Origin of the sequence: Brevibacillus jepli (assembly GCF_047229145.1) — a bacterium.
In the GTDB taxonomy this organism is placed as follows: domain Bacteria; phylum Bacillota; class Bacilli; order Brevibacillales; family Brevibacillaceae; genus Brevibacillus.
Genome location: NZ_JBFEFW010000019.1, coordinates 105,487 through 126,212, shown reverse-complemented (window position 1 = coordinate 126,212; position 20,726 = coordinate 105,487). Strand labels below are relative to the sequence as shown.

Here is a 20,726-nt window from a genome sequence, read left to right as displayed (position 1 = left end):
GATGAACCGCCGTATACCGAACGGTACGTACGGTGGTGTGAGAGGACGGGGGTTAGTCACCCCCTCCTACTCGATTACTCTATTTTCTTGTAAAGGAGACAGGGATATCTGAGAAAAATGCATATATACATTATTGGGTTACTTTTAGGGTTATTACTAGCTTCTTGTACTACTGCTACTGATGATAAGGTTTTCTACATGGTGAAAAATGAGGCGAGTTACGAATCATATTGGACAAAAGATTCTCAAAACCTGTTCGTATTAAATTTAGCATTCAATCATTCCCCTGCCCTCGAATTTGATCAAAGTAAAATTGAATCCATCGAGTTACTACCCAGTACAGACTTAGTAAAAATCAATAAATTTTTCATAGAGGAAAATCCTCCCCAAAATAACTTAAATCAAAAGGCTTTGTTTGTTCATTTGTTAACACAAAAAGAAGGGACTCATGTCTTTACGCAAATTGCTTTTAATATGAAAAACGAAAGAGTAGTTTTAGATTTAGGTAAGGCAAATATAAACATTCATAAGGGAGCGTTTTCAGGTATATCTGCACTCTCTAATAACATAGGAGTATTTTCGAAAGGGACGCCATTAGAAATTGCACCGAGGAATGAAAATGAATATCCAGTTATGATAAAGGGGATTAAAATAAATAATCCATATGTAGCATATAGCGAGGAAGATGTAAAAATAGTTATAAACAATCAAGAAGTTCCGATGCCTAAAGCAGGTTACCAGTTAAAACCAAAGGAACAGATCAAACTAATAGTTGATTGGAAGATAAATTTCCCCCAAAACCAAATAGTTAATATTGATTTAAGACCGCTACTAATAAGCGAAAGGCAAGGGGTGGTAGAATATTCCGATATACCAAATATGATATTTAGAAATGATTTTTAATAAAGCCTTCGCTACGAGGAAAGTAAGGCTTATACTTTTGGGGGTATCGCCAACCAAATATCATCAAACCTATGCTGACTTGGATGTAATAAAAAGCTCGATTTCCTGTACGCTAAGGAACTCGAGTTTTTCATATTGGCGGTACCCTGAGTAGTAGCAGCCATTGTTCTCTGGAATACAGTACTTGGAGTGAGCGATACAGGCGTTGACAGAACGAGAAGAATTGATCGATGACAATCTATTACGTTCATACGATTATTTCCGTTTCGTGAGGTGCCCCCGAAGTAATACTAAAGTTTGGCAGGTGAATAGCTTGGATAATTTAGTAATAAATCAAGGGTGTTCTGTCGGTGCAATTAAACTAGGTATGCGCGAAGAAGAAGTGCAACAATACATTCAGCTATATAAGGAAAAATGTTTTAATCCTAGAATATCCTTTCATAGGAACTTTCGCTGTGAATATGATTCAGAAGGAAGGCTAATTTATATAGAAGTTGTAAATGATTTGAAAAGACATTTCAACATTTTATTCAGGGATATTGATGTATTTAACACCAGGGCAAGTCAACTTGTAAAGATGATTGACATTCTCTCTCCATATGATAGAAATAGTGCACGTGGTGGGTTTGTGTATAAATTTCCTGAATTAAGATTAAGTTTTTGGAGAGGTAACGTTCTAAGTGAAGAAGATATGGAAGAAGAGTGGTTTCAAGAAATGGACCCTGGGATACAAGAGGATGAGATGAAGAATTTGTATTTTGAAACTGTAAGTATTTATTCGATTTCTAATTCCCCAAAAGAGTGAACTTGCTATCTGGCAACATATCTCGGCTGTACACCGTCTACTGACCAATCGCTTCAGCAACTTTCAATATATCTGATCGATTGTAACAGATGAATAATACAGACTCTGGAGTCGGAGAACAGTATATATCCAGACCAAAAAAGAAAGACATGCCCCCTGAAAAATAAGCACAGGAGGCATACCTACCCTATCTACACGAGCAAAGGATACCTTCACTCAAGGTGTCCTTTTTTCTTGAACAAGTACGGAACCTGTCGCCAGTCGGGCAGCAGATACCAGACCAAGTAGGACGATGAACGTCTGAAGGAGCAGGGATATGGTAATGCCAACAGAAAGCGAAAATTCAAATGCAGTCATCACAGATACAATGGCTCCTCCCGCACCAATGACAATCGCAGGCGTGAATGTATCGGCGATCGATATTTCAGCAGATACTTTTCCTTCTTCACCAGGCCTTGCAAGAGAAAACGCAATGGCTCCACTTGTCGGGTGAGCCAAGCCGATTCCAAAGCCCATAATGATCTGGCTAAAAATCGCGATCACGATACCGAAAATGTCTTGTTGAATCAGCATCAGTGGTACGGTGCAGGCGACTCCGATGAGCATAATGACGAGTCCTGTAATAATTCGTTTTTTTCGACCTGCTCCTTGGTCTCTTTTGTCCAGCTTCGCTTGTACATTGGCTGCCAGCGACCAACTGATGGCTGCGGAGGCAACAGCTAAACCGGCTTTGTCGGCAGTTAATCCTAAAATCGAAGTGAGTCCAAGGACGAGATACGTTTGTGTGCCGTAATAGGCAGCGACGAAAAGACCCCGAGACGCGATGACAGCAGGTAAGCCTGAGCGTGCGAGGAGCGTTCCTTTCGGCATCAGCTTATACAACGGGACACTGAGGGTAAGCAAACCCGCGATGGATATCAGGAAACCGTAGATGGAGGGAATTTTGCCGAGTCCAAAAAGCAAGGCACCAGTCCCTGCGGCCAAGAAAAAAGGGAGTAGAAGACTGCGATTGTTTGCCGCGCTTGCTTTGGGCGGTTGTAAGCCTCGAAAAGAGGGAGTGGTTAAGAGTGCAGAGAGAAAGATGAAGGGCAGGATCAACCAGAAGACATATCTCCAAGACAACTGTTCAGCAATAATCCCGGCTACATAAGGTCCAAACAAGCCCGGAAGGATATAAGCGCTGGAGAAAACAGCGAGAATTTGAGGGCGAAGGGAATCGGGGTAACGCAAGGTAATCATGGTGTACACGCAATTGACCAAGGCACCTGCTCCGAATCCTTGCAGCACTCGCCCAAGCAGTAACGTTAGTATATCTGGCGCGATCGCAGCAACTACAATGCCAACAGCAAAGAGTATGATTGTCGCAATGAAAGGCTGGGCAGGTCCTTTTCTATCGACGAATTGACCTGTGACCACAGTTCCAATCAGCTGAGCCAACAAATAAGCGCTGAATACCCAGCCATATAAATCCTCACCCTGCAGCTCTCGGGAAAGACTCGGGGCGATTGTCGTGACAGCCAAGCCTTCGAATGCAGTAGCAGTCACCACAAGAATAATACCAATCGTCAATGCTTGGTAACGCGTGCTCCATATGCCTTCTGTGCTCATCATTTTCACTCCTTTTTGTATATATCTTGTCTTGAAAGTTGTCATAAAAACTGTTGTTATAACAACTAATTATATACAAAAAATGACATCCTGCAATAATTTTTGTTTTTACAAGTTTTTTACGTTCTCATAAATGATATTGAGTGTTCTTCGAAATTGGTTCACTTCTTCTTCAGTCAATCCTGCAATGGTTTTCTCGTACGCTTCGATGGAGGGAGGAAGGACCTCGTCTTTTAAAAGTCGCCCTTTTTCCGTCAGATAGACGCGAAGGGAGCGGCGATCCTTTTTATCTGTTTCGCGATGAATGAACCCTCGTTCTTCCATGAGAAAGAGCATCCGCGCGATATTCGTTTTATCCTTATAGGTTCGTTCTGCCAGTTCGTTCTGGGTCAGGCCTTCTTCTTCCCATAACACGACAAAAATCATCCACTGATCGATGGTGATGTTATACGGATTGCATACCTTTTGATAATAGTTGTTCAGTTTTAAATCTGTACGTTTCACGATGACGCCGATATACTCATCCAATTTCATGGCGAAACCTCCTACATTAGGCAATCAGGACAACTGTTGATAAGACAACTATAAGGATGCTTTCAATGAGTGTCAATTTACAGGGAGGGGATGTTTGGCGAATGAAAAAGCCGAAATAGCTCAAAATAACAGCGGGATTCAATACTTACCAGAAAAGGAGAAGGAATAAATGACTCCATTACTCAAAAAAGTAACGCTGTTATTGATGTGCGTCGCTTTACTTGGTGTGCCGGGCATGGCAGAAGCCAAGGAATCACAAGGAAATGTACAGCAGACAGAATGTATAAAGCCGAAAGAAGTAAAGCTGCAAGGCGATATGAGGAAGCTCTGGATTGACCATATGATATGGACAAGAGGCTATCTGGTCAGTGCATTAGCAGGGCTGGAAGATCAAGAAAAGGTTTTGGCACGGCTTTTGAAAAACCAGGTGGATATCGGAAACGCAATCAAACCGTATTACGGGGAGGAAGCAGGCAAAAAGCTGGCTGAGCTGTTAACCGAGCACATTGTGATCGCTGGCAAAATCATCGACGCAGCTAAGAAGGGCGATCAAGGAACTCTTGATAAGCTCAACAAGGAGTGGTTTCGGAATGCAGATGATATTGCCAAGTTTTTAAGCAGTGCGAACCCGAATTGGCCCGAAAAAGATATAAAAGAGATGATGTATACGCATTTGAAGCTGCTCTCTGAAAATCTCCAAGCGAGGTTGCAAAAGAACTGGGAAGCAGACATTGCTGCGTTTGATAAAGGCGTGGACCACATCATCGCAATGGCGGATGTGCTGACAGCAGGTATCATTAAGCAGTTCCCGAACCAGTTCTGAATAAATTCCTGAACAAAAAGAGTACGCCAGCACACTTCGGAATCGGTGCTGGCGTTTTCGTTAACGTATAGTCAACAGCCGCTTGATAATCTCGTTAGTCACAGAGGGAACGACTTCAGTGGAATACGTAATCTCCATTCGTTCAAAACGGTTATGCGCATCGTACCCATACGGACCGATGTTGATGCACGGTACATTGATGTCTCGAATGTCCTGATACTCGACGTAATGCTTGCTGCCCCAGCTCGGATTGTTCTCTTCGATCGCGAGAATGCCTTCTTTATCGTCTGAGAGGGCTACACAGCTCATATCGCAAACATACGGGAAAAAGTTACGCGTCACGATAGGGTGTGCATAATCAGGCTGGACAGCTGCAACGGCTTGCTCCAATGCTTCTATCAGGTTTTGCTCCCGTTCGTCCTTGCCAACGAGCTCGATGCGAGGAGAGTAGAGAGAGGAGTAGAACAAGATGATGGCGGGGCTTCTGTCCTTCATCCACTTGACCTCCTCCTCAACCACACGAGCAGAGAACATGCGCACATCCAAGGATTTGTCTTGCAAAAGCGCCTCTTTAAACTGTTTCATGTGCGAGAGGAAGGCGTCCCCATGCTCGGCTATCAGCTCTTTTTTCATATCCTCGTAGATCAAAACTCTCGTCTTCCAAGGGAGCGGAGTCCAAGCTTGCCCGCTCTTCTCACAGAAGCGGCGGTGACGCTCACCCAACAGAGTCAGCGCGTTTTCAAAGGCGATCTCGGCTTGTTCCGCGAGCATCGCCAAGACTTGCTTCGGAGACCAGGAATGGATGAAGAAATTGTAATAGACGTAGGCGGATAGGGCGGTCTGAATCGTGTAGGTCGGCTTGAAGTCAGTCTGCTTCAACGATACAGGCGGCACAGGTGTCTCTCCGAATGCCTCGTCACACAGGTCAGGATTGTAGCTGATTTGACGGGTCAGCTCTGCGGCGATGAAGTTCGGGTCAAGCCCCTCAAAGGCAGAACCTGCATGTGTCTCATAGCCCGTGATATAAAAAGAAGGAAGCAGCTTGCCGACAGTTCCCTTGTAGATATAACGATTCGGGTCCCCATCGTAGCGTGGGGCGACGAAGTCGGAGTTGATCAGCGCAATATAGTCAAAGCCATGCTCCTCTCGCCATTTTTTCAAATCCTTCAAGGAGGAGAGGACGCCATGCGAGCTGTCTTCTTCGTCACACTCGGCGAGCAGCAGCAGATTGCCCACCAGCTCTTCCGGGTGCTCGGAATAGTACTTCAGCAAGTAGACGTGGCTCGCTACGCCGCTTTTCATATCGAGCACACCACGCCCAAAATGCCAATCACCTGACTCCAGCTGCTCACTCACCAGTGCAGGCAGGGGTTCACTTTTTAAGGCGTCCATGAGCGCAGTTGGATGGCAGGCTTTGTCCTTCAGATGGTTGTAATCCTCGATGCCGACCGTATCGGTGTGCCCCATCAAAATAACAGTTTTGTCGCTCTGTGCCTTGGTTCCTCTGACAAAAGCAAGGACGTTATACCGCTCCACCTCGTCGTTGACCGTGCGGGATAGAATCAGCTGATCTGGATGCTTTTGAAAATAGGGGAATGACTTCAGATGCTCATATAAATGGGTAGCAACAGCGATTTCGCCTGTCGTGTTCACGACACTTTCAATGCTGACTAATTCATCGGTCAATTGCAGGATGGATTCACGGCTTTGTAGCAGCATGGATTCTCCCTCTTTCTTTTTTCACAAAATTTGTTGTAAAAATCGTCTGGTTCGTTCATGCTTTGGATTCGTGAAAAGCTCGCTGGGATGGGCTTCTTCAACCATTTCGCCGTCCGCGAGCATAATGACTCGGTCTGCTACCTCACGGGCGAAGCCCATCTCGTGTGTGACGACGACCATCGTCATGCCATCGCGAGCGAGGTCTTTCATGGTAGCGAGCACTTCGCCTACCAGCTCAGGGTCCAAGGCAGAAGTAGGTTCGTCAAACAGCATAATATCGGGCTCCATGGCTAATGCTCGGGCAATCGCGACTCGCTGTTTTTGCCCGCCGGAGAGCTGCTCGGGATAGGCGTTTGCTTTGTCTGTTAGTCCGACGCGGCGTAATAGCTCCATCGCTTTTTTGGTCGCTTCCGCCTTGGCTTTTCTTTTGACATAGATCGGTGCTTCGATCACGTTTTCCAGCACAGTCATATGCGGAAACAGATTGAAATGCTGAAATACCATTCCGACATGCTCGCGTACTTTGTTCAAATCACTGTTTTTGACATCGATGACCTGATTGTTGATCTCGATATCGCCTTTGTCTTTTATTTCCAGAAAATTAAGACATCTAAGCAAAGTACTTTTCCCGGACCCGCTCGCTCCAATGAGCACCACCACTTCTGATTTTTGGATCGACAGCGTGATATTTTTGAGCACATGCAGGTTCCCGAACGATTTTGCCAGATTGCGTACCTGGATCATGCCGCCACCTCTTTTGGTTTGCCGGTGTTGACGGGCGTTCTGCCAGTGTCGAGACGTTTTTCAACACGGTTTAAAATAAAGGAAAAGATAGCGACGAGAGCGAGGTAATACAATCCGACGACGAAATACGTTTCAAAGGGCATGAAGTTCTCCGCTTGTGCAGAGAGGGCGCGGTTGAACAGCTCGGTAACGGCAATATACGCGACGAGAGAAGAGTCTTTTAACCCGATGATGAACTGATTGCCAAGCGGCGGGATCGCTCGCTTGAAGGCTTGTGGCAAAACAATTCGGCGCATCGCCAGACTGTACGGCATCCCGAGTGAACGGGCGGCTTCCATCTGTCCGCGGTCAATCGATTGGATGGCTCCACGAAAAATCTCGGCAATGTAGGCGCCAGAGTGGATGCCAAGCGCGAGTGCACCTGCCGTAAAGTCAGAGAGAACGATGACACTGGATATCCCGTAGTAGAGGAACATGAGCTGGACGATCAAGGGCATGCCGCGCACGATGAAGATATACGTGTCGGCGAGCTTTTGCAGAAGGAAGATCCCGGATACTTTGAAAAAGGCGAAGACGAGTCCGATCACAGAAGCCATGGCTAAGGATACGGCTGTCAGCGAAACGGTCACCCACGCTGCCTCCAAAAACGCTTTTCCATGAATCGCAAAAATATCAAGGATACTGGTCACAAAACCCATGGCTGCTTACCTCCCACGTTATTTCAACAGGTTCGATCCAAACCATTTCACGCTGATTTGCTCGTAGGTACCGTCTTCCACCATGGCTTTGATGGCTTCATTGATTTTTTTGGTCAGCTCCGGGTTATCTTTGGTTACGGCGATCGCAATGTTTTCCTTGTTTAGTACATCGCCTGTCGCTTTGATTTTTAGACCTTGATTCTTGATCGCAGAGGTACCGACGACACGGTCGGTGATGACAGCGTCCACCCGACCAGGGATGAGATCCTGCAAGGCGTAAATATCTGACGGATAGCCTTTTACATTTGTCTTGTCAGTCAAGGTTTCCGCGGCGTCTTTGTGCGTGCTTGCCTGAACAACACCTATGATTTTGCCTTTTAGATCGTCCTTGGTTTTGATGCTATCATTCGTTTCCGCAATAAAAATCTGTCCGCCGGAAATGTAGTAGGGGTCGGTGAAGTCTACTTGCTTGGCACGTTCTTCTGTGTGCGTCATGCTGCCAATAATGGCGTCGTATTTGCCGCCCTTCAGCCCTTGCAGAATCGTTTCCCAAGGATTGGTCACCGGATTGGCTTCGAGTCCGATCCGTTTGGCGATCTCGTTGCCGATTTCCACGTCGAAGCCGGTCAATACGCCGTTTGTGTCCTTGTAGTTAAGTGGTTTGATGAGGCCGCTCATGGCAAAAGTCAGTTTACCTTCATGGACGAGTTTGAGTTTTGCTTCAGAAGCAGGTTGGGCTGGTGTAGTGGAGGGAGTAGTAGATGGATTGTTGGAAGCGCTTGCATTTGATTGTACAGCCGGTGGTGTTGCATTTGACCCGCAGCCTCCTAATATGGAGAGCACGAGCGAGCTTACCAAAAGAGCTGCAGGAAACAAACTTTTCTTCCTCATACGAGATTTCCCCCTAATGGATATGGTGTGCAATACGTTTTGCTGACCAAGCTGGGAAACGAAAAAGTGTGCTGCCTCTATATGAAAAGGGAGAGGGCGTACGTGCCGCCCTGTCCCTCAAGGAACTAATTCTGTGCCGTCTTTTTCAAATAAGCTCTCCAAGTGATGCACCATTGATCAGGATCATCGAGTACGGACTCTTGGACACGGTGACCTGTGCTGTTGTGCGGCGCTGTTTTGACGATTTCAGGATTTTCATAGGCTTCCTGTGAAATATGTGTCAGTGCTGCGATATATTCGTCGAGCTCGGCCATGGAATACGACTCGGTCGGCTCCAATGTGAACGGCTCCGGTACGACATAAGGATGGTGGCTGGTCCAGTAGTGGTGGGCAAAGTCAACCATGCGGCGTTGCACATCGTACGTTGTGACGCCCGTGTCTTCTTTTAGCTGCTGCCAGCTATAGCGAACCTGCTCGAGACGGCGTCCTTGGATATAAGGCGCACTGGCACCGCGAATTTGCAGGATTTTGTGATAGAGATAGTTGTTGTTCAGGCAAGCAATTTCAGCAACTTCCTTCAAGCCGTCAGCGCCTAGTGCACGAATCCAAGCGTAGGAGCGCAGGACAGCAGGTGGTACGCCGTAAAAGCTGCGGACTTTACCGATGCTGTTTTTCAAGTCGCGCTTGTAGAAATAACGTTCTCCGTCGAAGTCAACGATCGGTCCTGGCAGGAATTGTTCCAGCTCGGCAGTGACACCGATGGCACCTGTCGCAGGGCCGCCGCAAGCATGTGGGACGGAGAAAGTCTTGTGCAGGTTGAAGAAGCACATGTCAAAGCCTGCTTCCCGCGCGCGAGTGATGCCGAGCAAGCCATTGGCGTTCGCTTGGTCGTAGCAGCACAGTCCGCCTGCGGCGTGGACGACGTCTGTGAACTCCTTGATGCGGGAGTTGTAGATGCCTGTATCCTCAGGATTCGCTACGGCAAAAGCAGCCGTACGCTCTGACACGAGTCCCTTCAATGCTTCCAGATCAGGGTAACCATTCTCGTCCGCAGGTACATAAATGATCTTGAAGCCTTTTACAGCGGCTGTCGCTGCTTGGGACGGGTGGGAGAAATGGGTAGTGATAAACTCGTTGCGTTGTTCGCCTTCGCCGCGTGATTCGTGGTATTTGCGCACGATGGAGGCTTGGGTAAACAACGCCTGCGTGCCGCTACCCGGCTGGAACGAGAATTTGTCCATTCCCGAAATCTCACGCAAGTACAAATCGAGCTGATACGTCATCTCCAGCATCCCTTGGACAGTGGACTCGTCTTGAAGCGGATGCAGCTCAGCCATTTTCGGCGAGCGGACGAAGCGTTCATTGATTTTCGGGGAGTATTTCATCGTGCAGGTGCCTTGCCCGATCTCTACGTTGAAATCCGACCCAAGAACCTCCTGTGAAATACGGGAGTAATGGCGGATCACGCGGTACTGACTGATCTCAGGCAGATTCGGCCGTTTTTTCCGGCGCAGGCTGTCTGGCAGCTGGGAGATACCATCGCCTACAGCATCAACGATTTGTTGTTCGACTGGCGGTACCTCGACGCCGCGCTCGCCGGGCTGGCTTAGTTCGAAAATGACAGGCTCATCCCATTTCGCTTGATGGAAGCGGCGTACCTTATGGTCTCTCGGAATCCGTTTCATTTTATCGATCGTTCCTTCGGATGCTTTCATTGTCGGTTTCCTCCTTTTACAAGATGCTCTTAATTGCGGCGACGAGTGTATCAATATCTTCCTGGGTATGAACCTCAGTAACGCAGTAGAGTGCGCATTGGCCCAGCTCAGGGTAGTGTTCAGTCAAATCAACACCGCCAAAAATTCCTTTAGCGAGAAGCGCGGCGTTTATCTCTTTGACGGTTTTGCCTGTTTGCGAAAAGTCGATCACGAACTCCTTGAAGAATGGAGCTGCGAATTTTACTTCTACGCCAGCAATAGAGGAGAGCTGCTTGGCTGCGTATTGAGAGCGTTGCATGATCCCTTGGCCGACTTCCTCCATGCCCACAGGTCCCATTGTCGCCAAGTACACGCCTGCGGTAATGCCCCACAGTGCCGTTTGCGTTCCGACGGACTCTTTGCCTTTTTCGCGTTTGGCAAAAGAGGTGCGGTCATAAGCCACGTCTCCGAAGCCGTATTCGCCTTCGACTTCTGTCGGTGCGATCCCGAACAGGCGAGACGGATATTCCATGACGTAGGTTGGATCGTCATGGGTCGCGATAAAGCCGGATTGCCCCCCGCCGTAATGCATGTGCACACCAAGCGGCTGCAAATCTCCGCAAACGATGTCCGCGCCGTAATTCGCCGGGGATTCCATGACGCCGAGAGAGATGGGATCGACACCGACTACGCAAATGGCACCGGCAGCATGGGCCAAGTCCGCGATCATCTGTCCATTTACTTCTACGGAGCCGAGGAAGGTCGGGTTTTCGAAATAAACAGCTGCTGTATCTACACCGAGCTTTGCTTTTAAATCATGGAGGTCAAGCCCGCCTGTTTCGTTCTCAAAATCGATCAAGGTGACGGTAAGATCAGGAGACGTATAGTTTTTGATGATCAAGAGCCTGTCGGGATGGATATTTTTTGATACCAAGAGCTCCGTGCGGTTCGTAATACGGGCAGCCATGCGCAGAGCAGTAGAGGCCGCTTGTGCCCAGTCAAAGGTCGGGACGTTCACGACATCCATATCGACCAGCTCAGCGACGAGGCTTTGGTACTCGAACAACGCCTGAAAGCGCCCCTTGTCTTCGTACGGCTCTCCAGCGTACGCTGTCACAAACTCCGCGCGAGAGTTGATCTCATCACAGACAGCCGGAATGAAATGCGGCCAGCAGCCTGCGCCGAGGAAGCTGATATTCTCTTTCGTGGTTTGGTTTTTATTCATCAGCTTGTTGACGTGGCGCTCCAGCTCGTATTCGGTCAATGCTTTCGGGATGTTCATTTTGTCTTTTAGACGCAGCTCCCCGGGAATATCCGCATAGATATCCTCAATGCTGGCAAAGCCGATTTCGGCGAGCATTTTCTCTTTGACTTCAGGTGCGGAATTCGGAATGTACGGGTGGGCATAACGCTGTACGCTCATCTTTTTGCTCCTCCATCTCTTCGTAGGAATATTCAGTCAGGTATGCCGGAAAAATTAAGCCAGACCGCCGCCGTCGACGACCAGTACGGAACCAGTCACCCATGATGACAGGTCGCTGGCAAAGAACAGGACAGCATTGGCAATATCTTGCGGAGAACCGAGACGCTCCAGTGGGCGCCCTTGGGCAGAGGAGACGAGGAATGCTCCTTCTTCTTTTTCCAGCTGGCGCGCTTCTTCACGCAAGAGTGGTGTGTCAGTATCGCCGGGAGACACGCAATTCACACGGATGTTCTCCGGACCGTGGTCAATCGCCATCGCACGCGTCAGATTGACGACGCCTGCTTTTGCCGCGCAGTAGGCAGCAGCCTTGTCGCCACCCTTGATGCCCCAGCCAGAGCCTGTGTTAATGATGCTGCCTCCACCTGTTTTCGCCATGACAGGAATGACGAATTTGGAGAGGTTGTAAGCACCCTTCAAGGAGACATCGACAACCAGGTCCCAGTCGTCCTCTTCCAGCTCGACGACCGTCTTTCTTCTGATCACGCCTGCGTTGTTGAACAAAATATCGATGCGACCGTAGGCCTCCTCGATCGCTTGGGTTACTTCACGACAATTCTGTTGGGAAACTACATTGCATGTAAAATAACGGGCCGATCCGCCCTCTGCTACAATTTCTTGTGCTGCCTTTTCTCCGAGCTCTTCGTTGATATCAAGCAGCATGACATTTACACCGAATTGAGCCAGTCGTTTCGCTGTCGCAAGTCCGATACCGGAAGCAGCACCTGTCACCAAGGCTACCTTTCCTTGCAAATGGAATACTTCGTTCGTGTTTACCATGGTTGATCACTCCCCCTAGATGAAAAGTTTACATTGCAATCACTGTGCCAAGTGGAGAATGGCATTTTACAAATAGCGTACGCCCTTCTTTTGTACAGGGAAAGCGGTTTGAGTGACGTTCCGATGGTGGGCAAAGTCAATAACCGAATGACAAGACTGGCAAGATGTTGTCATTTTTGGCAAAAATCGATGGCAAACCATTTGTTCAATGTCAAAATATTTAATAAAATAGAAAACAAGGACAATAAGTAGGGAGGATACTCATGGTTTCGTTGGATCTGTGCAAACCAGCCATCGAAAAGGTCATTACAGGCATTTCAGACATATTGAACGTGGATGCTGCAGTGATTGACGAGCGCGGCCTATTGGTCGTGAGTACGGAGCGTTACCTGAAACAAAAAGGCGAAAATGTGCATGTGCCCTCCATCGAATTCGTGTTGGCAAAGGGACAGTATGTGGTAGACAAACCAGGCTCGATGGAGATGTGCATAGGATGCCGGTTTCTCGACAGCTGCCCCGCCAAAGTAGAGCTGCTCTCGTCGATTAAGGTGGCGAATCATGCGATCGGGGTCGTTTCCCTCACATCATTCACGAAGGAAGGACAAAACCGCCTGTCCAAGCATACCGAGAAATACAAGCACATCCTGACAGAAGTAAGCGAGATGATTACAGCGATTGTGCAGTCCCATGCGACGAGACAGCGCCAATCGTCAGATGATTCGCTGCTGCTGTTAGAGGGAGCGCTGGATACCGTAGCGGATGCGTATTTCACCTTTGACCGAGGTGGCCATGTCATTCATACGAACGCCAGCGCCCGCCGATTGCTATCCCAGCACGAGCTGCTGCCAGCGGAAGTTTCGCGGATGTTAATGCCTTCCTTGTCCGGTATGGCTACCCATTCCTTACCGATCGCGAACTGTCTCGTTGACAAGCTGGATGCTCCGACGGAGGCAACCCCGATTATCGTCAACAATCAGCTCATCGGCGGTGTGCTTCGCGTGCAGAGGGGATCGTTAACGGTTCCGCGGTTGATCGACAATCAAGCGAGCCGTTCGTCAGACAAAGGGGATAGTCTCGCACAAATTGTAGGGAATAGCCCTGCAATTAAGCAGGTCAAAGAAATGGCGATGAGAATCGGCAACAGCAGCTCCACCGTTCTGATTACCGGCGAAACAGGGACGGGCAAGGGGCATCTGGCAAAAGCGATTCACGAGGCAAGCACGCGCGCCTACTATCCGTTTGTCGCAATCAATTGTGCCAGCATTCCGGAAAATCTGTTCGAAAGCGAATTGTTCGGTTACGAGGACGGCGCTTTTACCGGAGCCAAAAAGGGAGGCAAGCCAGGTAGGTTCGAAATGGCCGAGGGAGGTACGCTTTTTCTGGACGAAATCGGCGATATGCCGCTGTCCTTGCAAGCAAAGCTACTGCGCGTCTTGCAGGAAAAGGTCGTGGAACGCATCGGCAGCACGCAGTCGTTTCCCATCAATGTACGAATCATAGCAGCAACCAACCAGAACCTGGAGGAGCTCGTGGAGCAAAAAGCATTTCGTGCCGACCTGTATTATCGCTTGAATGTCATCCCGATTCACGTTCCATCACTCGCAGAGCGAAAGGAGGACATCGAGCTCTTGGCCGTTTCTTTCATGGAAAAGTACGGGGAGCAAGCAGGGCGCACCTTCTTCGGGATAGCACGGGAGGCGATCAATCTGCTCACGCACTATCACTGGCCGGGTAATGTGCGGGAGCTGGAAAACGCCATCGAGTATGCCATGAACATGGAGCAAGACACGGTACTAACTGCCGACAGCTTGCCTCCGCGCCTTCGTGGTCGTGCACTTTCTCCAGTCGTACATACGCATGCAAGCTCAGATATCAAAACGAGAGTAGCAGATGTACAAGCGGATGCCATTCGCGCTTCTCTGCAAAAGCACGGCAGCGATTTGAAAGGAAAGCAGCGGGTAGCGGAAGAACTCGGTATCGGGCTCCGCACCTTGTATCGGAAGCTGAAGCTGCTCGGTATATAAGGAATTCGGGCTGGAGCCTGACGTATACTTGTGGGAGAACCTATGTGGGGGGAAGAAGCATGAGTGAGCTGAATGACTTATTTCGGAAAAGAATCGGCATGCCGGAAAATGAAACGATTACCTTCGATACATTGGATCGCCTCCTTGATCTGACAGCATTGGCGATTCCTTTTGAAAACTTTTGCATCATAGAAGAGCGAACCAGCGAAATCACAAGACAGTCTGTCGTGGAGAAGATACTGTTCAGAAACGAAGGAGGTCTTTGCTATGAACTCAATTCCATGCTTTATTTCTTCTTACTCGAAAATGGCTTTGACGCCAACCTGATTCGCGGAGTTGTTTACAAGCATGACGCCGGCGGGTATTACACCATTGGCAGAACCCATGCCACGATTTTGCTTACACACGAGGGGCAAACGTATTTGCTCGATACGGGCTTTGGTTCGAACCTGCCATTGAAGCCTGTTCCGTTAACAGGGGAGGCCGTCTCTTCGCGCAATGGTGAGTTTCGGATTAAAAAAGAGCAGACAGAATATGGCGATTATGTTCTTGAAATGAAGCTGAAGCACAAGGATACGGATTGGCGGATCGGCTATACGTTTGATTCGAGGAAGCTGGTGACAGATGTAGTGGAGTTAAACGAGATTCAGACGATTATTGCTCGGCATGAGCTGTCCCCCTTCAACAAGAGCCCTTTGCTCACGAAGCTTACGGAGAGAGGCAATGTTACTTTGACGAACAGTTCTTTTACACAGTGGATGGATGGCGTCATGTCGAAAGAGGAGATTGACGGCGAACGGTTTAAAAAGCTGGCGAAGCAGTATTTTGGGTTATAAGAAAAAAGCGGTAACGATTGCGAGAAAAGCTGTGAAAATAAGGACTTTGCTTGCTCGAGGAGGCAAACTCTTTGCTTCTTTCCCTTTGTACCAGCCGCTAAACTGAAATTTGTTTCGATAGAAAACAAGGATAAGAATTGTATTGGCAAACAATAAAAGGAAGAACGGTGCTCCTTCAAGTGTGATCATGAACAATCTGGACTCAACAAAAAACAGCAACGCTAATCCCGCAAACAAGATGATGACCACTCGCACCAATTCTAGTAGAAACGTAAAAATATACAACATAGCGTACCTCCGAATTCTACATTTCCTATCAAAACCCATCAGGCGTTTTTGTCCTGATGGGTTTATCATGAGGCTACTCTTGTGTTTCCCCATTCTCCAAAAGCTTCATCGGATCAACAGGAATGCCATTTTCGAGAACCTGAAAAGCAAGATGCGGCCCCGTGCTGCGCCCTGTACTTCCCAACAGACCAATAAGCTGGCCTTGTGTCACAGTAGCGCCAGCGGCGACCTCCAGCTTTTCCAAGTGGGAATAAACCGTTTGATACCCGCCTTCATGCTCTAGAATGACCTGGTTGCCTTTCCCCGTTTTTGTATCGTATTCAGCCTTGAGCACCGTACCACCTGCAGCTGCTTTTACCGGAGTGTTCAGGCTGTTGATTATGGAGAGGCTGATTTGATCAGTTGCGCTCCTCATTTCCCCTTCCGCTGGTACGGCGAAGGTGACCTCGTTCCCCAGCACTTTTTGTGCATCTGTCAACGTGAAGACGCCTAAAGCTAACACCACCACGCTACCAGATACTGTCCACGTATACGCCCGTTTTTTAAAGTGACGAATCATTTCAATTCTCCTCTTCACCTGTTTTTTGGAGCTGGAGAACCCGGCTGTGAAGCGCATCTGTTGGGGCCGGGCATATAACTCGAGCATTTTGATCATGGTGTATCCGTAGCGGGGTACCTCTGTCTCCTGCAAATAAGTCAAAGCCAAGGCATCACAAGCCATTTCCTGATCCTGACGCATGCGGGAAGCGGCGTACCATAACAGCGGGTTGAACCAGTTGAGGATCAGAAGCACGCTCATGACGCTGTTTACAGGAATATCTCGCCTTTTCCAATGCGCTAATTCATGCAAAAAGATGTGGCGCAGCTCGTGCTCATTGAGCTTGTCCAAGAGATTCGCCGGAAGCCAGATTTGCGGTCGCCAGATTCCCATCAAGGCAGGGCTTGTCATCTGATGACTCATGCGCAGGGGAATGGATTTGGTGATGCCCATCTGTTTTTGGCACTGAGAAAAGACGCGCAAAATGGCCTCATCCTGTACAGTCGCATCGTCTTTTACCTGAGAGAGCGATTGGTATGTACTGCGAATCATGGTGACAGCTAGAATTACGACACCGCCGATCCAGACGAGGGAAAGCATCCTGATCCATGAAAAGCTCGCTTCATTTGCTAGAGAGCCATCTGGGGGGAGGACAGCATTGTGCGGATTCAAAGAATCTGTAGCGAGACCAATCGTTTCCGTAGGCGGATGTGCTTCTGGCATGGTTGTCCAGGACGTAGTAGGCAGCCAGTTATACAAACTGATTGAGCTGTCTATCGACCAAGGAACTGCGAGCTTCCAGAAAAGCAGGAACCATACGGCATAGTGCCAGCGGATGGAGAAATGCTTTTTGCCGAGCTGCTGGCAGAGCAGGATCAGGATCACGAGAAGACTGGCCTCGATGGAGTTATACAGTGTCCACGTAAACGCTTGATTGAAGGTGAGTGCTAGCCATTGCCAATCCACCAGCTTATTTCTCCTTTTCGGAAAGGATTTTTTTTAGCTCGTCAATTTCTTGGGAGGAGAGCTTTTCTTCTTTTAAAAAGTGAACCAGCATGGGCTTTAAGGCCCCGCCGTACACGCGCTGTAAAAACGATTGGCGCTCTTGGCGCTTGCATTCTTCCTCAGTGAGCAAAGGAGAATAATAGTAGACGCGATTGACTTGTTCATAGGTGAGAATACCCTTTTGCAAGAGGCGGCTGAGCAAGGTTTTGATTGTTTTGTCTTTCCAAGTCTTGTTGTCTCGCAGGGCGTGGATGACATCGGCTGCTGTAGCGGGTGACTTGGCCCAGATGACCTTCATGATCTCCCACTCGGCATCCGAGATTCGCGGTTGCTCGTCCAAGCATGATCCCTCCTTCGATTACATTTGTAGTCGTTGGTTCTGATATAAAGATTACACTTGTAGTCGTTGATTGTCAACAAATAGAAAAACCTCTCTCCTGTACATAGAAAGAAGAGAGGGCGGATCGGTTACTGGCTGGTAAATCGGTATGCTTGATAGGGCAGAGAGCAAGGCTGACCACAAGCGAGTTCAAACGTTCCCTGCGACAAGTTCATGATGATAGAAAACACAGTGCTTGAGATCATCGGACGGCCCAGATCGGGTGGAAGGAGCTCACCATGCCTGCATATGCCGTCTGGACTGCCGCAGTGGTCCTGCATAATTTGTTTGATTGCATCGGCATCAATGTTCTCCCCATACTGAGCGAGCTGTTTGCTGGCTCTTCCCAATCTCAGATGAGTGTCAGGAGACATAATACGTGCTGTATCCTCAATCATGAGCATGCGTGGACTGATGAAATGGTTAGAATGCGCCACCCAGCCATCTGTCGGATAGATAACATCGTAGTTGGTCGGGGTCGTCTCGACGTTGAGCGCTTCCCCCTCCTTATGGGCGATCAAGTAATTGGCGGAGGTGCCGCGTGGTAATCGAGCTACCTGACCTACTGCCTGTGGAAGTGTGCGGCTGTTGAGGATTCCGCGCAGGACGACGTGAATCGGTACGCCCATGCCGCGCTCCGATGTTCCGAGGAAGTTCAGGCAGACGCCTATCCCTTCGCTGTTCATGCCGATTTTTCCCACAATTCCGGCCTCTGTGACCATCAGAATGGTGGGTCGAGGAGCTTGATTGATTTCCAAAATGATCAGTCCCGGCTTGACCTTATTGTTCCAGTCCCAGTTTTGGCCGAGCAGCATCTCCTGATTTTTCGTAATTTCAGGGACAGCCGCCATCGTGGTGCAACCGTCTGATGGAACGTGGCTACCCGCGAGGTTGGTGATGATTTCGCTGCGAGCATTCAAGACGATCAAGTCGAGTAGATCTTGTCCTGAGCCTTCACTCATGCCTTTGATTTCCTCCAAAATCTCGGCATCATAGCGCTCGATCCAGGAAATGTACTGGACAGCGTGTGCCCTGGCCGAAGCCCATTTTACTTGGGCCATTTCCCAAAATAAGGTTTTGTAGGTTTCGATGTTGTGCACGATCTGCTGTTTGGCCAATTCGCCTACTTGTTTACCGCGCTCAAATGCAGATCCGCTTACATAAAAATAAGGAAATGACATGTTGAAAACCTCCAAATTGTTCAAAATGGTTTAAGCCTGCTGAGTTGGGACTTTGGCTTTTTGATCCGCACTTTTAGCTGTCAGCATGCTGACAAGGAAAGCGACCAACACGTTTACGAAGAGGGCGATAAACCCGGTGTTAAAGTCCTTAACGACTTGCGGTAAATCGGGAAACAGCGTACCAATTGTCGTCTTGGAGAGAGTTAAATAGGCAACGGTAATGACTCCGACGAGAATTCCCCAGCTCGCTCCGTATTTGTTGATCCGATTATTCGGCATAAGGCTCAGTAAGAGCGACGGGAACAGCTGCGTTATCAGACTAAAAGACATCAATAGTAAAGCGTACAATGCATTTCCGCCATTCATGACAAAGTAGAGCGAAATGAACGCGATGACAGGAACGGTTACTTTGGCAACTTTGGCTACATGCCCTTCGTCTTTGGTTTTGGTCAAAGGCTTGTAGATGTTTGTCGCGAACAATGTCCCGATGGTAAGCAAAATGACGGACGTGGGTACCAGCGCGGTCAATACCCCTACCCCGCCAATAATTCCAATGAACCAAGGGTCAAAAGTCTGGAGGGAAAGGCGTAACAAGGCCAAGTCTCCGTCGGCTCCCTTCAATCCGGGAACCTGTAAAATGGCTGTATAGCCGACAAAGAAGACGAATAGCAGCAACAAGGTATAAAGCGGCATGAAAATCGTATTGCGGCGGAAAACCTTCTCGCTTTTTGCTGACAAAGCCGCTGCAAACAAACCTGGCTGCATGTAAAAGCCGAATGCTGTCAACAACACAGTGGAAATGACCCAGCTGACGCTTTGTCCCTGTTCAGGGAGGGTCAAGTGATCCGGTTTGGCTGCTTGTACAGCATCAAACATCGGCTGTAATCCGCCGAAGTAATGATAGGGCAAGTACAAGCCAAGAAACACCACGACCAGCACGATGGAAATATCTTTGATTGCCGCAGTCCATGCCGCTCCGTGAATTCCCGAGATCATGACATACACAGTCACGGCGATTGTCCCGATCCACACAGCGAGCGTGGGCGATATCATCCCATAGGAGGTTTCCGATACGATGATCCCAAGTCCTTTCAATTGCAGGACGACTACCGGCACAGAAGCGATAATCCCGACGACTGAAACCAGCACGCCGAGAGTCGGGCTCTGATATTTACTGCGAAAAAAATCAGAGATGGAGACGATTCCATGCTCTTTGGCATACCGCCATACAGGAGGTAAGAGATAATAAGAAAAAACATAGGCCAGTGTCATGTACGCCAGAACGTAGTAGGCCGGTGAGCCGACCTGATAAATCATTCCGCTTCCGCCTAAAAAGGTGAAGGTCGTAAAGAATTCACCCGCGAGCAACAGGAAAACGAAAACGGTTCCAAAACCGCGTCCGCCAACTGACCACTGTTCCAGACTCATCTTTTTCCCCCGGCTGGAGCGAATGGCAAGCAGAATAGCCGCCAGCAAAAAGGCGAAGGTAATCAGGACGGAGATGTTCATGGATGCTCCCCCTCTCGATTGGCAGGATCGATAGCATTAATGATTGCCATCACTACGGAAGTCAGAACGACCCACAGGACGATCCAAAAAAGCAGAAAAGGCATTCCCAGCACATAGGGAGTCACCTTGTTAGCAAAAGGAAGTCCTCCAAGCATCCCGATAAAGGGAATCATCCCCCATACATGAATCCATTTCATGATCAACGCTCCTTTCTCTGCTACCTGTTAAAAGCAAAAACAATGCCAACGTCAAAAATGGCGCTGAAATGGCACCATCCACGTTGGCAT

20 protein-coding genes are annotated in these 20,726 nt (G+C 48.6%); 5 read left to right on the top strand and 15 right to left on the bottom strand.

Translation table 11 applies throughout. The features are described 5' to 3' along the window. Nucleotides 1-117 precede the first annotated feature (117 nt). Together AB1L17_RS20400 and AB1L17_RS20395 are read left to right on the top strand one after the other, a co-directional pair. Nucleotides 118-903, top strand: coding sequence for a hypothetical protein (locus AB1L17_RS20400; RefSeq protein WP_412846938.1), 786 nt, complete (start codon nucleotides 118-120; stop codon nucleotides 901-903). A gap of 313 nt (nucleotides 904-1,216) precedes the next feature. After that, complete coding sequence (locus tag AB1L17_RS20395) at nucleotides 1,217-1,708, top strand: hypothetical protein (protein WP_412846937.1); 492 nt, start codon at nucleotides 1,217-1,219, stop codon at nucleotides 1,706-1,708. Nucleotides 1,709-1,924: 216 nt separating this feature from the next. On the opposite strand, the gene AB1L17_RS20390 is transcribed toward AB1L17_RS20395, so the two are convergent. Both AB1L17_RS20390 and AB1L17_RS20385 read right to left on the bottom strand, forming a co-directional pair. After that, entirely contained in the window at nucleotides 1,925-3,316 is a 1,392-nt protein-coding gene (locus tag AB1L17_RS20390; RefSeq protein ID WP_412846936.1) for an MFS transporter, read from the bottom strand. A 108-nt stretch (nucleotides 3,317-3,424) separates the two neighbouring features. After that, complete coding sequence (locus tag AB1L17_RS20385; protein ID WP_056489008.1) at nucleotides 3,425-3,850, bottom strand: MarR family winged helix-turn-helix transcriptional regulator; 426 nt, start codon at nucleotides 3,848-3,850, stop codon at nucleotides 3,425-3,427. Nucleotides 3,851-4,019: 169 nt separating this feature from the next. Between AB1L17_RS20385 and AB1L17_RS20380 the strand changes: the two genes are divergently transcribed. Continuing rightward, entirely contained in the window at nucleotides 4,020-4,673 is a 654-nt protein-coding gene (locus AB1L17_RS20380) for a glycosyltransferase (protein ID WP_412846935.1), read from the top strand. 60 nt (nucleotides 4,674-4,733) lie between these two features. Here the strand turns inward: AB1L17_RS20380 and AB1L17_RS20375 are convergent, their stop codons facing one another. From AB1L17_RS20375 to AB1L17_RS20345, 7 genes are all read right to left on the bottom strand, one after another. Continuing rightward, entirely contained in the window at nucleotides 4,734-6,389 is a 1,656-nt protein-coding gene (locus tag AB1L17_RS20375; RefSeq protein ID WP_412846943.1) for a M20/M25/M40 family metallo-hydrolase, read from the bottom strand. Between the two features lie 24 nt (nucleotides 6,390-6,413). Beyond that, complete coding sequence (locus tag AB1L17_RS20370; protein WP_412846934.1) at nucleotides 6,414-7,136, bottom strand: amino acid ABC transporter ATP-binding protein; 723 nt, start codon at nucleotides 7,134-7,136, stop codon at nucleotides 6,414-6,416. Further along, entirely contained in the window at nucleotides 7,133-7,834 is a 702-nt protein-coding gene (locus tag AB1L17_RS20365; RefSeq protein ID WP_412846933.1) for an amino acid ABC transporter permease, read from the bottom strand. The genes AB1L17_RS20370 and AB1L17_RS20365 overlap by 4 nt, the downstream gene beginning before the upstream one ends. 18 nt (nucleotides 7,835-7,852) lie before the next feature. Further along, complete coding sequence (locus AB1L17_RS20360; protein ID WP_412846932.1) at nucleotides 7,853-8,725, bottom strand: ABC transporter substrate-binding protein; 873 nt, start codon at nucleotides 8,723-8,725, stop codon at nucleotides 7,853-7,855. A 125-nt stretch (nucleotides 8,726-8,850) separates the two neighbouring features. Further along, complete coding sequence (gene gcvPB, locus AB1L17_RS20355; protein ID WP_412846931.1) at nucleotides 8,851-10,440, bottom strand: aminomethyl-transferring glycine dehydrogenase subunit GcvPB; 1,590 nt, start codon at nucleotides 10,438-10,440, stop codon at nucleotides 8,851-8,853. Nucleotides 10,441-10,456: 16 nt separating this feature from the next. Further along, nucleotides 10,457-11,842 carry an aminomethyl-transferring glycine dehydrogenase subunit GcvPA gene (gcvPA, locus tag AB1L17_RS20350; RefSeq protein WP_412846930.1) on the bottom strand — a complete coding sequence of 462 codons (1,386 nt, stop codon included), beginning with the start codon at nucleotides 11,840-11,842 and terminating at the stop codon, nucleotides 10,457-10,459. A 54-nt stretch (nucleotides 11,843-11,896) separates the two neighbouring features. Then, nucleotides 11,897-12,679: an SDR family NAD(P)-dependent oxidoreductase gene (locus AB1L17_RS20345; RefSeq protein WP_412846929.1), complete on the bottom strand. Its 783-nt coding sequence runs from the start codon at nucleotides 12,677-12,679 to the stop codon at nucleotides 11,897-11,899. Between the two features lie 263 nt (nucleotides 12,680-12,942). Between AB1L17_RS20345 and AB1L17_RS20340 the strand changes: the two genes are divergently transcribed. Both AB1L17_RS20340 and AB1L17_RS20335 read left to right on the top strand, forming a co-directional pair. After that, on the top strand, nucleotides 12,943-14,703 hold the full coding sequence (locus AB1L17_RS20340; RefSeq protein ID WP_412846928.1) for a sigma-54 interaction domain-containing protein: 1,761 nt from the start codon (nucleotides 12,943-12,945) through the stop codon (nucleotides 14,701-14,703). 59 nt (nucleotides 14,704-14,762) lie between these two features. Continuing rightward, nucleotides 14,763-15,539 carry an arylamine N-acetyltransferase family protein gene (locus AB1L17_RS20335; RefSeq protein ID WP_412846927.1) on the top strand — a complete coding sequence of 259 codons (777 nt, stop codon included), beginning with the start codon at nucleotides 14,763-14,765 and terminating at the stop codon, nucleotides 15,537-15,539. Here the strand turns inward: AB1L17_RS20335 and AB1L17_RS20330 are convergent. From AB1L17_RS20330 to AB1L17_RS20305, 6 genes are all read right to left on the bottom strand, one after another. After that, nucleotides 15,534-15,827 (bottom strand): hypothetical protein, encoded by a 294-nt coding sequence (locus tag AB1L17_RS20330; RefSeq protein ID WP_412846926.1) that lies wholly within the window; start codon nucleotides 15,825-15,827, stop codon nucleotides 15,534-15,536. The genes AB1L17_RS20335 and AB1L17_RS20330 overlap by 6 nt on opposite strands. A 73-nt stretch (nucleotides 15,828-15,900) precedes the next feature. Further along, nucleotides 15,901-17,331 carry a M56 family metallopeptidase gene (locus AB1L17_RS20325; RefSeq protein ID WP_412846925.1) on the bottom strand — a complete coding sequence of 477 codons (1,431 nt, stop codon included), beginning with the start codon at nucleotides 17,329-17,331 and terminating at the stop codon, nucleotides 15,901-15,903. A 4-nt stretch (nucleotides 17,332-17,335) separates the two neighbouring features. Then, entirely contained in the window at nucleotides 17,336-17,710 is a 375-nt protein-coding gene (locus tag AB1L17_RS20320) for a BlaI/MecI/CopY family transcriptional regulator (protein WP_412846924.1), read from the bottom strand. 128 nt (nucleotides 17,711-17,838) lie between these two features. After that, entirely contained in the window at nucleotides 17,839-18,930 is a 1,092-nt protein-coding gene (locus AB1L17_RS20315) for a C45 family autoproteolytic acyltransferase/hydrolase (RefSeq protein WP_412846923.1), read from the bottom strand. A 30-nt stretch (nucleotides 18,931-18,960) separates the two neighbouring features. Then, nucleotides 18,961-20,439, bottom strand: a complete 1,479-nt coding sequence (locus tag AB1L17_RS20310; protein ID WP_412846922.1) for a sodium:solute symporter family protein — start codon at nucleotides 20,437-20,439, stop codon at nucleotides 18,961-18,963. Continuing rightward, nucleotides 20,436-20,636 carry a DUF3311 domain-containing protein gene (locus AB1L17_RS20305; RefSeq protein ID WP_412846921.1) on the bottom strand — a complete coding sequence of 67 codons (201 nt, stop codon included), beginning with the start codon at nucleotides 20,634-20,636 and terminating at the stop codon, nucleotides 20,436-20,438. The genes AB1L17_RS20310 and AB1L17_RS20305 overlap by 4 nt, the downstream gene beginning before the upstream one ends. Between the last annotated feature and the right edge of the window lie 90 nt (nucleotides 20,637-20,726).